At 67.4% G+C, this 12,769-nt stretch carries 10 protein-coding genes; 4 read left to right on the forward strand and 6 right to left on the reverse strand.

Translation table 11 applies throughout. The features are described 5' to 3' along the window. Positions 1–319 precede the first annotated feature (319 nt). Positions 320–1,384, reverse strand: coding sequence for an Mrp/NBP35 family ATP-binding protein (locus tag LPB142_RS11170; RefSeq protein WP_068766598.1), 1,065 nt, complete (start codon positions 1,382–1,384; stop codon positions 320–322). A gap of 152 nt (positions 1,385–1,536) precedes the next feature. Between LPB142_RS11170 and LPB142_RS11175 the strand changes: the two genes are divergently transcribed. From LPB142_RS11175 to LPB142_RS11190, 4 genes are all read left to right on the forward strand, one after another. Beyond that, on the forward strand, positions 1,537–1,842 hold the full coding sequence (locus tag LPB142_RS11175; RefSeq protein WP_394328596.1) for a DUF1127 domain-containing protein: 306 nt from the start codon (positions 1,537–1,539) through the stop codon (positions 1,840–1,842). A gap of 553 nt (positions 1,843–2,395) precedes the next feature. Continuing rightward, the gene (locus LPB142_RS11180; RefSeq protein WP_068766754.1) at positions 2,396–3,193 is read left to right on the forward strand and encodes a 23S rRNA (adenine(2030)-N(6))-methyltransferase RlmJ; all 798 of its coding nucleotides are present in this window, start codon (positions 2,396–2,398) and stop codon (positions 3,191–3,193) included. A gap of 198 nt (positions 3,194–3,391) precedes the next feature. After that, positions 3,392–4,909: an acetyl-CoA hydrolase/transferase family protein gene (locus LPB142_RS11185; RefSeq protein WP_232230886.1), complete on the forward strand. Its 1,518-nt coding sequence runs from the start codon at positions 3,392–3,394 to the stop codon at positions 4,907–4,909. Between the two features lie 59 nt (positions 4,910–4,968). Next, complete coding sequence (locus LPB142_RS11190; RefSeq protein WP_071166423.1) at positions 4,969–6,084, forward strand: Hint domain-containing protein; 1,116 nt, start codon at positions 4,969–4,971, stop codon at positions 6,082–6,084. Between the two features lie 3 nt (positions 6,085–6,087). Here LPB142_RS11190 and LPB142_RS11195 read toward each other — a convergent pair whose 3' ends face one another. From LPB142_RS11195 to LPB142_RS11215, 5 genes are all read right to left on the reverse strand, one after another. Further along, on the reverse strand, positions 6,088–8,547 hold the full coding sequence (locus LPB142_RS11195) for an ATP-dependent helicase (RefSeq protein ID WP_071166424.1): 2,460 nt from the start codon (positions 8,545–8,547) through the stop codon (positions 6,088–6,090). Positions 8,548–8,644: 97 nt separating this feature from the next. Further along, on the reverse strand, positions 8,645–9,739 hold the full coding sequence (gene folE2, locus LPB142_RS11200; protein WP_071166425.1) for a GTP cyclohydrolase FolE2: 1,095 nt from the start codon (positions 9,737–9,739) through the stop codon (positions 8,645–8,647). Positions 9,740–9,805: 66 nt separating this feature from the next. Continuing rightward, positions 9,806–10,984, reverse strand: a complete 1,179-nt coding sequence (locus LPB142_RS11205; RefSeq protein ID WP_068766593.1) for an aminotransferase class I/II-fold pyridoxal phosphate-dependent enzyme — start codon at positions 10,982–10,984, stop codon at positions 9,806–9,808. Positions 10,985–11,246: 262 nt separating this feature from the next. Beyond that, positions 11,247–11,864, reverse strand: a complete 618-nt coding sequence (locus LPB142_RS11210) for an inner membrane-spanning protein YciB (protein ID WP_068766592.1) — start codon at positions 11,862–11,864, stop codon at positions 11,247–11,249. A 1-nt stretch (position 11,865) separates the two neighbouring features. Further along, the gene (locus LPB142_RS11215; protein ID WP_071166426.1) at positions 11,866–12,765 is read right to left on the reverse strand and encodes an EamA family transporter; all 900 of its coding nucleotides are present in this window, start codon (positions 12,763–12,765) and stop codon (positions 11,866–11,868) included. Positions 12,766–12,769: the final 4 nt, after the last annotated feature.

Below are 12,769 nucleotides of genomic sequence, written 5' to 3' on the forward strand. Positions count from 1 at the left end.
TCGGGAGAACAAAAAGCAACATCACTAGATTTAGTCATCGCGGCAGAAACTATCCACAGCCCATGAAATCCCGAATTTTTCCCATACCCGCCCGGATCACGCCGCAATCCGCCCCGGAATCCCCGGTTTCACAGCCCTTCACAGCCCGGTGATTCGGCGTGACCGGGCCGGCGGGACGACATTTCCCACGAATTCCCACCCGCAGACCGCCCCCGGGCGCCGGTGCCATGAAATCCCGCCGCGCAGCAAAAAGGGGGCCGCAGCCCCCTTCATCTTGCCAAAAATATCCCGGGGTGCGGGGCAGCGCCCCGCAACGCCCTCAAACCGCGCCCGCGGCGATCAGCTTCTCGGCAATCGCCCGATAGCCCGCCGCGGCCGGCCCCTCGCCCGCCGCCACCGGCGTTCCCGCATCCCCCGCAAGCCGCACCTCGAGATCGAGCGGCAACTCGCCAAGGTAAGGCAGCCCGAGCTTCACCGCCTCCGCGCCCACACCCCCATGCCCGAAGAGATGCGCCTCATGCCCGCAATTGGGGCAGACATAGCTCGACATGTTCTCGATCAGCCCGATCACCGGCGTCTCCAGCCGGCGGAACATGTCGAGCGCCTTGCGCGCATCCAAAAGCGCCACATCCTGCGGCGTCGACACCACGATCGCGCCGTCGAGCCTGGTCTTCTGGCACAGCGTGAGCTGAATATCCCCGGTGCCCGGCGGCAAATCGATGATCAGCACATCGAGCGGCCCGTAATGATCCCAGGCGACCTGACCGAGCATCTGCTGGAGCGCCCCCATCAGCATCGGCCCGCGCCAGATCACCGCCTCATCCTCCTTGAGCATCAGCCCGATCGACATCAGCGTGACCCCATGCGCGCGCAGCGGCAAGATCGTCTTGCCATCGGGCGAGGCGGGGCGCTGCTGCACCCCCATCATCCGCGGCTGCGACGGGCCATAGATATCGGCATCGAGCAGGCCCACCCGCTTGCCCGCCCGCGCCAGCGCCACCGCGAGGTTCGAACTCACCGTCGATTTGCCGACGCCGCCCTTGCCCGAGCCCACCGCGATGATGTGCCGCACCCCCGCCACCCCCTGCGGACCCGCCTGCGGCGTCGGGTGCTGGCCGATCTTCGGCCCCGCGCCCATCCCCTTGGCCGGCCCCGAAGGCACCACCACCGTCAGGCTCTCCACCCCGGCGAGCGCCCGCACCGCCGCCTCGATCGCGGGTTTGGCGGCCGCGAGCTCAGCCTCCGGCGCGCCTTCGAGCACGAAGCGTACCACCCCCGACTCAACCGCGAGCGCCCGGATCAGATCGCGCGACACCGGGTCACCGCCCCCCGGCATCCGCACGATTCGAAGCGCTTCGAGGACCGATTCCTTGCTGAGGCTCATGACTGTCTCCTGTCGATTTCGGCGCGACTGTGGCGTTTTTGCCGCGCGATTCAAGGGGGCGCGCAATTTATGTAAACAAAAGGTAGGAAATGACGCCGCGGAAATAATCGGAACAGGCCCAAAATGGCCCAATCCGGCCATGCGTTTTCTGCATGGCAGAAATGCATCCGCCAACCATTGTGCAGGTGCAGCAAAACCCCCAAATTGACCCCAACGGCGAAACGATCCGCCCCGAAAATACGAAGGCAGTAACGATGGCTCTGGTTCAGGAACTTCACGGCAATGACGCCGGCTTCACCCGCTTCTTCGCGGGCCTTTCGGAAGCCCTCGCCCGCCGCAAGGTGTATCGCCAGACGCTGCGCGAGCTGAAAGCTCTCTCGGCCCGCGAACTGGCCGATCTGGGCATCCATCGTTCGATGATCACCCGCGTCGCCCAAGAGGCGGCCTACGGCAAGTAATTCTCTTCCTGAGGCCCCTCCTCCTCCCTGGGCCTCGGAAATCGGCGGCGCCCTCCTCCTCCTCCCTGAGGGTGCCGCCATCAAATACCGGAGCGCAAGCCCCGGACCGCGACGAAGGCCCCTCCTCCTCCCTGGGCCTTTGTGACGAAGGCGGCGGCCCCCTCCTCCTCCCTGGGGCTGCCGCACTTCCCCTCCCGCCCGCGGCGGGCCGAGATACCGGGCTGAACGCCCGCGAGACACGAAAGGCCCCTCCTCCTCCCTGGGCCGATCGTCAGGGCGGCGCCCTCCTCCTCCTTCCTGAGGGCGCCGTCACAAATACCGGGCCCCTCCTCCTCCCTGGGCCCGGGTGCGGCGAGCCCTCCTCCTCCTCCCTGAGGGTGCGCCAGAATACCGCGGGCCCCTCCTCCTCCCGGGCCCGAGGACAAGAGACGGCGGGCCCCTCCTCCTCCCTGGGCCCGCCGTTTTGTTTTCTGCCCCCCCCTGATGCGCCCAAAGCACCGCAATGCTTGCACGCCCGCCCGGGCCGGGGCATGAGAGGAAAAACGAGGTCGCAATGCTCTCCTATCAACATGGCTTTCACGCCGGGAATCTGGCCGATGTGCACAAACATGCGCTGATGGCCACCGCGCTCGACTATCTGACCCGCAAGGACAAGCCGCTGAGCTACCTCGAGACCCATTCGGGCCGCGGGCTCTATGCGCTCGACAGCGCGGCGGCGGTGAAGACCGGCGAGGCGGCCGAGGGCATCGAGCGGGTCGAGAAACTCGGCTGGTTCGGCGCCGCCCACCCCTATGCGCGCGCGCTCAAGGCGGTGCGGGCGCGTCACGGCCCGCGCGCCTATCCGGGCTCGCCGATGCTCGCGGCCGAGCTTTTGCGCCCGATCGACGCGCTGCAATTGTGCGAGCTGCACCCGCAGGAATTCGCCGCCCTGCGCGAGGCGATGGCGCCCCATGGCGGCATCTTCCACCACAAGGACGGGCTCGCCATGGCGCTGGCGCTGACGCCGCCGACGCCGCGCCGCGGGATCATGCTGATCGACCCCTCCTGGGAGGTGAAGGCCGATTACGAGACGATCCCGAAACTGCTCGGCCAGGTCGCGCGGAAATGGAACGTCGGCATCCTCGCGCTCTGGTATCCGATCCTCGCCTCCGAGGTCGCGGCCTCGGCGGCGCAGCGCAAGATGGTGCGCAGCCTGCGCGACGCCCACCCCGAGGCGCTGATCTCCGAAGTCGGCTTCCCGCCCGCGCGCGAGGGCCACGGGATGATCGGCTCGGGGATGGTCTTCCTGAACCCGCCCTGGGGGCTCGAGGGCGAGGCGCGGCGCCTCGAGGGCCTGTTCCGCCGGCTCTGAGCCCAACCGCCGGGCAGCCCCGCCCAAAACGCGGGCAGCGCGCGAAGAGCTATGCAAAACGCGGCGCGACCCATGCGCCACGCGCATACCCGCATTTCAGACCCCCTTTTCGCCACGCAAGATCCTTGCGCGTTCAATAATCGGTATGCATTGGTATGCCCCATTCGGCGGGAGCGCCCCGCCTTCAGGAGGTTCCCCGTGCCCGCCAGCCATCGCATCCTCAACCACGCCTTCCGCTCGAAGATCATGACCGCCGAGGAGGCCGCCCGGCTGATCCCCTCGGGCGCCGCGATCGGGATGAGCGGCTTCACGGGCTCGGGCTACCCCAAGGCGGTGCCGCAGGCGCTCGCCGCGCGGATCGAGGACGAACACGCCAAGGGCAACCGCTTCAAGGTCTCGATCTGGTCGGGCGCCTCGACCGGCCCCGAGCTCGACGGGGCGCTGGCGAAAGCCGACGGCATCGATTTCCGCCTGCCCTACAATTCCGACCCGATCGCGCGGCAAAAGATCAACGCCGGCACGATGCAATATTTCGACATGCACCTGAGCCAGGTCGCGCCGATGGCCTGGCAGGGCTTTCTGGGCAAGCTCGACTGGGCGGTGGTCGAGGTCTCGGGCATCACCCCCGACGGCCATCTGATCCCCTCGAGCTCGGTCGGCAACAACAAGACCTGGCTCGACATCGCCGAGAATGTGATCCTCGAGGTCAACGCCTGGCAATCCGAACATCTGCTGGGCATGCACGACATCTATTATGGCACCGCCCTGCCCCCCAACCGCGTGCCGATCCCGCTCATTCGCCCCGATCAGCGCATCGGCGAGCCGACCTTCCGCATCGACCCGGCCAAGGTCGTGGGCGTGGTGATGACCGACTCGCCCGACCGCAACGCGCCCTTCGCCAAACCCGATGCCGTGGCCTATGCGATCGCGGGGCAACTGCTTGAATTCTTTGAACATGAGGTGAAGGTCGGGCGGCTGCCGCGCAACCTTCTGCCGCTGCAATCGGGGGTCGGCAACGTCACCAATGCGGTGCTCTCGGGGCTCATGCACGGGCCGTTTGACCAAATGACCTCCTTCACCGAGGTGGTGCAGGATGGCATGATCGAGATGCTCGAGACCGGCAAGCTGCTGATGGCCTCGGCCACCGCCTTCTCGCTCAGCCCGGAGATGGCGCACCGCATCAACGCCGAGGCCGAGCGCTTCCGCGGCAAGCTCGTGCTGCGCCCGCAGGAGATCTCGAACCACCCCGAGCTGATCCGCCGGCTCGGCTGCATCGCGATGAACGGGCTGATCGAGGCCGATATCTATGGCAATGTGAACTCCACCCATGTGATGGGCTCGCGGATCCAGAACGGCATCGGCGGCTCGGGCGATTTCGCGCGCAACGCCTTCCTGTCGATCTTCATGACCCCCTCGACCGCGAAGGGCGGCGCGATCTCGGCGATCGTGCCGATGGTGGCCCATACCGACCATATCGCGCAAGATGTCCATGTCATCGTCACCGAACAGGGGCTCGCCGATCTGCGCGGCCTCTCGCCGAAGGCACGCGCGAAACTGGTGATCGAGCGCTGCGCCCACCCCGATTACCGGCCGATGCTGCAAGATTACTACGACCGCGCGAGCCGCAGCAGTTACGGCCTCCATGCCCCCAACATCCTGCCCGAGGCGCTCTCCTGGCATCAACGCTTCGTCGAAACCGGCTCGATGAAGCCCTGATCTTAGCGCGATCTTAACCTCACCGCGGCACTCTCGGGCGAACCTCCCGAGAGACCTCCATGAGCCTGACGATTTACGCGCTGGATTACCAATTCGCCGCCGCGACGGATGGCAACGTGAACTCGGGCGCGGGCACCTCGACCTTCGATTACCCGCCGAATTCGACCAAAAACCTCGTCATCTCCTCCCAAGACGGCGACCCCTCGCCCTATACATTCGACGTGGGCGATACCTATACCGTCAGCTTCACCGGCAACGGCGGCACCACGATCGAGAACGCCACCGTGATCCGCACCGACCCGATCTCGATCAACGACGATCAGGGCTGGGCGGTGGTCTTCGAGGGGCTCGACAGCAAGGGCGATCTCACCCAGGTGATCTGGACGCCGGAATTCGACCTCGAGAACTGGTATTGGACCAATTACGGCCCCTCGAACCCGCCCGGCTTCTACACAACCGACGCCAGCGCCACGAATTATGCGGTGCCCTGTTTCACCGCCGAGACCCCGATCGAGACCGAGCGCGGCCCCCGTCCGGCGGGCGAGATCGGCGTGGGCGATCTCGTCCACACCCTCGACCGCGGGCCGCAGCCCGTGCTCTGGGCCGCGCGCCACGAGATGCGCGGCCAGCGCGCCGGCGCGCCCGTCTGGTTCGAGCGCGGCGCGATCGGCAACGACACCCCCATCGAGCTCAGCCAGCACCACCGCGTGCTCCTGCGCGGCGCCGCGCTGATCGAACCCTATGGCGATAACGAGGCCCTCGCCCCGGCGCTGAGCTTTCTCAACGGCGCGACGATCCGGCTGCGCCCGCGCGCGCGCGTCACCTATGTGCATCTGATGTGCGCCCACCATGAGGTGATCCGCGCGGGCGGCGCCTTTGTCGAAAGCCTCTTCGCCGGGCCCGAGGCGATGGCGCTCTTCGCGCGGCTCGGCGATGCGCCGCCGCTCGATCTCGCCCGCCGCCAGATCCGGCCCGCGCGCCCGCTCCTCACCCGCCGTCAGGGCGAGGAGATGCGCGCCGCGATCCTGCGCGAAACCCGGGTGAAACGCGCGATGTTCGGCCGCCGCCTGCCGCTGCGCAACGCGCCGAAATTCACGCTGCGCCGCGCCCCCGGCCCCGGCCTGCCCGCCTTCGCGCGCCTCGTCGAGACCGAAACCGCCCCGCAAGAGGGCTGAGCCTCAGAACGGCACCTCGCCCGCCTGCGCGGCCGGCACCACGAAGGAGGCCAGAAGCTTCTTCTCCCCCGCCTTCTCGAAATCGACGACGAGCTTGTCGCCCTCGGTCGCCACCACGCGCCCGTAGCCGAATTTCTTGTGAAACACCCGCTCGCCGATCTCGAAATCCTCGGCATCGGCGTCAAACACCTGCGCGCCGCGCCGCGCCGGGGCGGCGCTCTGGCCGCCCTGCGCCTGCAAGCGTTTCCAGCCCGGCGAATTGTAGACATCGGCCCGCCCGGCCCGCTCCTCGAGCCGCGAGCCGCCCGAAAACCCCGCCCCCGCGCCGCCATAGGCCCCCGCCGCGCCAAAGCCGCCGCCGTAAAGCCCGGGCGGCGTCAGCACCTCGACATCGGCCGCCGGCAGCTCATCGATGAACCGCGAGGGCAGCTGGCTTTGCCACTGGCCATAGACCCGGCGGTTGCCCGCGAAGGAGATCGTGCAAAGCCGCTCGGCGCGGGTGATGCCGACATAGCCGAGCCGGCGCTCCTCCTCGAGCCCCTTCTGCCCGGTCTCGTCCATCGCGCGCTGGCTGGGGAAGAGCCCGTCCTCCCAGCCCGGCAAGAACACCACCGGAAACTCGAGCCCCTTGGCGCCATGCAGCGTCATGATCGAGACCTTGTCGCCGCTCTCGTCGCGGTCATTGTCCATGATCAACGCGACATGCTCGAGGAAGCCCTGGAGATTATCGAATTGTTCCAGGGCCTTGACGAGTTCCTTCAGGTTCTCGAGCCGCCCCGGCGCCTCCGGCGTCTTGTCGTTGAGCCACATCTCGACATAGCCCGATTCCTCCAGGATCCGCTCGGCGAGGCGCACATGCGAATGGTCGTTGGCCGGCGCGATGCCGCCCTCCTCGGGCTCGATCAGGAGCTCATCATCCTCCGCCGCCGTCACCGCGGTGGCGGGCGAGGCCGCGCGGATCTCGGCATGCCAGCGGTCCACCGCCTCGACGAACTGGCGCAACTGCCCGCCCGCCTTGCCGGAGAGCTCGCCCTCGGCCACCATCAGCCGCGCCGCCTCCAAAAGCCCGACGCCGGTCTCGCGCGCAAGGCTCTGGATGCGCGCCTGCGCCTTGTCGCCAAGGCCGCGCTTGGGCGTGTTGATCACCCGCTCGAAGGCCAGATCATCCTCCGGGCTGACCGCGAGGCGGAAATAGGCCATCGCGTCGCGGATCTCGAGCCGCTCATAGAACCGCGGCCCCCCGATCACCCGGTACGGCAGCCCGATCGACAGGAACCGGTCCTCGAAGGCGCGCATCTGATGGCTCGCGCGCACCAGGATCGCCTGATCGGAGAGCCGCACCGGCCCGAGCGCGCGCCGCCCCGCCGCCAGCGCCTCGATCTCCTCGCCGATCCAGCGCGCCTCCTCCTCGCCATCCCAATGGCCGATCAGCCGCACCTTCTCGCCGCCGCGCGCCTCGGTCCAGAGCGTCTTGCCAAGCCGCCCCTCATTGCCCGAAATCAACCGCGAGGCGGCGGCCAGAATATGCTCCGTCGAGCGGTAATTCTGCTCGAGCCGGATCACCGCCGCGCCCGGAAAATCCTTCTCGAACCGCAAGATATTGCCCACCTCGGCACCGCGCCAACCATAGATCGACTGGTCATCATCGCCCACGCAACAGATGTTGCGATGCCCCTGCGCCAAGAGCCGCAGCCAGAGATATTGCGCGACATTGGTGTCTTGATACTCGTCGACGAGGATATAACGGAACCAGCGCTGATACTGCGCGAGCACATCGGCATGGGTCTGGAAGATCGTGACCATATGCAAGAGCAGGTCGCCGAAATCGACCGCATTGAGCGTCACCAGCCGCTCCTGATAGGCCGCGTAGAGCTCCGAGCCGCGGTTGTTGAACGCGGCCGTCTCCGCGCCGCGCACCCGCTCCGGCGTCAGCGCGCGGTTCTTCCAGCCATCGATCAGCCCGGCAAGCTGGCGCGCGGGCCAGCGCTTTTCATCCATGTTCGCGGCCAGGATCAACTGCTTGAGCAGCCGCACCTGATCATCGGTATCGAGAATGGTGAAATTCGCCTTCAACCCCACGAGCTCGGCATGACGGCGCAAGAGCTTCACACAGACCGAGTGGAAGGTGCCGAGCCACGGCACCCCCTCGATCGCGCCGCCCAAGAGCCGCCCGACCCGCTCCTTCATCTCGCGGGCGGCCTTGTTGGTGAAGGTCACCGCGAGGATCTCATTGGGCCGCGCCCGCCCGGTATGGATCAGATGCGCGATCCGCGTGGTGAGCGCCTTGGTCTTGCCGGTGCCCGCGCCCGCAAGCATCAAGACCGGCCCGTCCAGCGTCTCCACCGCCTCCCGCTGCGCCGCGTTCAGCCCCTCGAGATAGCCGGGCTCGCCGCCCCGCGCCGCCATCATCGCGCGCGCGGAGAGACTCAGCGCCCCCTCATATGCGTCATCAAACCCGTTCATCCGCTCAATCTAGCCGCGCCACGCCGCAAGGGGAAGCCATGTTCCCCCCTTGTTCGCAAATTTCCAAGGGCAGAGGGGGCGCTGCCCCCGCGCCGGCTCAGCCGGGGTGATGCAGCGAGGCGAAGAGCCGCGGGTCGAGGCTGTCGGAGGCGAAGGTCTCGCCCTCGGTCAGCAGCGCCACCGCATCATGGCTGTGCAGGCTCTCCTGATGGCTCGCCATCACCCGGAAATCGCCCACCCGCGGGTCGGCCAGCAGCCCCGCCGCGAAGGCGCGCACCGCATCCTCGACGAAGATCGGATTGGCGGCGTTGAGCTCGGCGAAGGCTTGTTCATCCTCGCGCTTGACCATCACCTGCGTCTCGGTCGGCACCGCGGCACGCGCGATCTCGATCAGATCCTCGAACCACAGCCGCGCGCCCGGCTGCGCCACCACCGAGATCCGCGCCACCGAGCGTTGCGAATGCGGCGTCGCGAGCTGGCCGCGGACCTGGCGGGCATGTTCGGAAAGTTCGAGCGAGCAGGGGCAGGTCGAGCTGTAGACGTAATCGAGGTGGATCACCCGTTTGCGCGCCCCCGCCCGGTCGATCTGTTCGAGCGCGATATCGTAATACTGCCAACCCGCGAGGCCGGAGCGCAGGCTCTCCACCCGGCTCGGGAAGGAAAACCGCATCGAGAGCCGCGCGTCGAAGCTCTCGAGGTGGTCCTTGTAGTCATCCACCGCCCGCGCCATCACCGCGCCGGAAAACGCGCTTTCCGCATGGGCGTAGAAGGAGCGCATGATCCGGCTCATGTTGATGCCCTTCTTCTCGGCCTCGAGGCTGACCGTGCCGGTCACCGAGGTCTCGAGCGCGATCTCGCCGCCGGCGCGGAGCTGGTAGCGGATCGGCAGGCGGAAATGCGAGATGCCGACATGTTCGATCCGCGTGCGCGCCCCAACGATCAGGCTCGAGGGGCCGTTCTGCAGATCGGGCAGGCCCGCCTTGTAGGCGGCATCGGCGCGGAACTCGGGGTCATAGGCGCGCCGCAGATCGGGGTAATTGCCGGTCTCGCGCCCGGGCAAGAGCCGCGCGATCGCCGGGTCGAGGCGCGCCACCTCGGCGGGGTCTGCCTGCGCGGCCCAGGCGCGCAACGTCGCGAGCGCCTGCTCCGCCGCTTCGCGCTCGGGCGCGCCGATCCGATCGTGAATGGTCATGGGCTCCCCCCGCTCCGTCTTGCCCGGCACCATATGGGGCGCCGGGCGCGCTTGCCAAGGGCCGGTTCAGACCGCGTCGAGCGCCTGACGCAGATCGGCCACGAGATCGGCGCCATCCTCGATGCCGAGCGAGATCCGCACCAGCCCCGGCGTGATCCCGATCACCGCGCGATCTTCCTCGCTCAGGTTCTTGTGGGTGGTCGTCGCGGGATGCGTCGCGATCGATTTCGCATCGCCCAGGTTGTTGGAAATGCTCACGATTTTCAGCGCGTTGAGGAAGCGGAACGCGGCCTCCTTGCCACCCGCGAGATCGAGGCAGAGCATGGTGCCGCCCGAGCCCATCTGCGCCATAGCGAGCGCATGTTGCGGGTGATCGATCAGCCCCGGATAGATCGTGCGCGCAAGCGCCGCATGCCCCGCGACCGCCGAAGCCGCCATCGCCGCATTGGCTGCCTGGGCGCGCACCCGCAAATCGAGCGTCTGCATCCCCGAGAGCATGATCCAGGCATGGAACGGGCTCATCGCGCCGCCGGTGTGTTTGACATAGGTTTCAAGCGGGCCGCGGATGAAAGCGCGCGTGCCGCAGACCACCCCGCCGAGCGCCCGCCCGCCGCCGTCGATATGTTTGGTCGTCGAATAGACGACGATATCGGCGCCCTGCGCCACCGCCTTCGAGAAGATCGGCGAGGCGAAGACATTGTCGACAACCACCACCGCGCCGCCCGCATGCGCAATCTCCGCCACGCCTGCGATATCGATCACCTCGAGGCCCGGGTTCGACACGCTTTCAAAGAAGCAGATCTTCGTCTCCGGCCGCATCGCCGCACGCCATTCGTAGAGCTTCGTGCCGTCAACCAGCGTGACGCCGACGCCAAAGCCCGAGAGCACCTTGAGCACATGCAGGCACGAGCCGAACATCTGCCGCGCCGCGACGACATGGTCGCCCGCCTTGAGCTGCGAGGTCAGCGCGCCGTTGATCGCGGCCATGCCCGAGGCGCAGGCAAACGCATCCTCGGTGCCCTCGATCGCGGCGATCCGGTCCTCGAACATCCGCGTCGTCGGGTTGCCGTAACGGGCATAGATGAACTCATCCTCCCCCGCGCCGATGAACCGCGCCTCGGCGGCCTCGGCGGAGGGGTAGACAAAGCCCTGCGTCAAAAACAGCGCCTCGGCCATCTCGCCATATTGGCTGCGGCGGATGCCTTCGTGAACGAGTTTGGTGCGGGTGTTCCAGTCGGTGCTCATCGCGGGGCCTTTGGTCTTGAGGGGTGCCCTGCCCTACCGCCCGGGGGCGCCTGCGTCAACCTGCCTCACCGGCGCGAGGCGCAGTTCGGCCTTGTATGCAAGGGTTTGAATGCAGCGAGGAGGCCCGGCCGACCGCGAGATCCGACGACAGATTGCGTATTTGGACCAAGAAGAAACGGCACGGGATCGCGCTGCCCCCTCCCTTCTTCTTGGCAAAAATACGCAAACGCGCGCGCCGCGCAGCGGACCGCCGGGCAGGGGGTCAGGCCTCCGGCCCGCCGTCCTTCGGCTTCTCGATCCCGTAGCGCTGGATCAGCCCGCCCTGGGCGATGAAGAAGGCAAACATCGCCGCGGTGAGCCCGAAGGTCTTGAAATTGACCCAGGCCTGATCGGACATCGTGCGCCAGATCACCTCATTGGCCACCGCGAGCCCGAGGAAGAAGAGCGCGAGCCGCTTGGTCAGGATCATCCAGCCCTCATGGCGCATCGGCAGCGCCTCTTCCATGACGAGCTGCAACCACGGCTTGCCGCGCAAGAGGCCAAAGCCCAGAAGCCCCGCGAAAAGGAGATAGATCAGCGTCGGCTTCATCTTGAAGAATTTCGGGTCGTTGAACCAGATCGAGAGCCCGCCGAACACCACCACGAGCACCAGCGTCGCCACCTGCATCGGCGCGAGCCGCCCGGTCAGCCGCCACAGCACCCCGGTGGTGATCACCATCAGGGGCACGAAGAGCGCCGTCGCCACCACGAAGCCCGAATAGCTCACCCCATGGATCACGAAGCTCTCGCCCTTGAGCCGCACGAAGGCCGCGAAAAACGCCACCAGCGGCCCGAATTCGAGCCCCGCCTTCAGCCACGGATTGATCTTCTTGCCGGCCATTCTACCCCGCCATTTCCACAATCACCGCCCCCGCCGCGATCAGCGCCATCAGCGCGACCCGCCGCGGCCCCACCTTCTCCCCCAGCACCAGCCAGCCGATCAGCGCGGCAAAGACCGTCGAGGTTTCGCGCAAAACCGCTGCCTCGCCCACCCGGTCGAGCCGCGTGGCCAGCATGATCGCGCCGAAGGAGAAATAGGCGACAAAGGCGCCGATGACACCCCTTTTCAGCAAGGGGCCCAATTCCGAGCTCGGCACGTGGCGCCAGCGCCGCACCGTGAGCAGCGGCATCAGCCAGCCATCGAGGAAGAAAAACCACGCCAGAAAGGTGAACGGATCGGCGGTGGCGCGGATGCCATAGGCGTCGAAGGTCGTATAGGCGGCCACGAAGGCGCCGGTCAGCACCGCCAGCCCCAGCGCCGCGCCCATCGTCTCGCGCCCCTCGCGCACCGTGCGCAGGTTGTAAAGCGCAAGCCCGTAGATCCCGGCCAGAAGCACCGCCACCCCCGCCCATTGCCCCGCGGTGAAATGCTCGCCAAAGATCACCTCGGCGCCTGCCACCGTGAAGAGCGGCCCGGTGCCGCGCACGACCGGGTAGACGACGGTATAGGCGCCGCGCTGGTAGCAGGCCGCCTGCGCGATCTTGTAACCCGCATGGATCGCCCAGACGCCCGCGAAGATCGGCCACATATGCGGCTCGGGCCAGGGCACGACAAAGAGCGCGACCGGCGCCGCGATCAGCCCATAGCTCGCGTCGATCGCGGCCCGCGAGAGCCAGGGGTCATGGCGCCCCTTTTGCAGTGCGCCGAAGAGCGCATGCAGAAACGCCGCCGCAAGCGCCAGGCCCAGCGCCGCCTGATGTCCCGCTGGCGTGCCCGCGAGCGCCGTTATAAGCTCACCCAAGGCG

Source organism: Rhodobacter xanthinilyticus (assembly GCF_001856665.1).
Lineage (GTDB): Bacteria > Pseudomonadota > Alphaproteobacteria > Rhodobacterales > Rhodobacteraceae > Rhodobacter > Rhodobacter xanthinilyticus.

Bases quoted from the DNA above. Each gene is read 5' to 3' on its own strand.
- LPB142_RS11210 (WP_068766592.1), bottom strand. From the start codon at position 11,864: ATGGCCGGCAAGAAGATCAATCCGTGGCTGAAGGCGGGGCTCGAATTC.
- LPB142_RS11195 (WP_071166424.1), bottom strand. From the start codon at position 8,547: ATGAACGGGTTTGATGACGCATATGAGGGGGCGCTGAGTCTCTCCGCG.
- LPB142_RS11175 (WP_394328596.1), top strand. From the start codon at position 1,537: ATGGCAGAAATGCATCCGCCAACCATTGTGCAGGTGCAGCAAAACCCC.
- LPB142_RS11205 (WP_068766593.1), bottom strand. From the start codon at position 10,984: ATGAGCACCGACTGGAACACCCGCACCAAACTCGTTCACGAAGGCATC.
- LPB142_RS11170 (WP_068766598.1), bottom strand. From the start codon at position 1,384: ATGAGCCTCAGCAAGGAATCGGTCCTCGAAGCGCTTCGAATCGTGCGG.
- LPB142_RS11190 (WP_071166423.1), top strand. From the start codon at position 4,969: ATGAGCCTGACGATTTACGCGCTGGATTACCAATTCGCCGCCGCGACG.
- folE2 (WP_071166425.1), bottom strand. From the start codon at position 9,739: ATGACCATTCACGATCGGATCGGCGCGCCCGAGCGCGAAGCGGCGGAG.
- LPB142_RS11180 (WP_068766754.1), top strand. From the start codon at position 2,396: ATGCTCTCCTATCAACATGGCTTTCACGCCGGGAATCTGGCCGATGTG.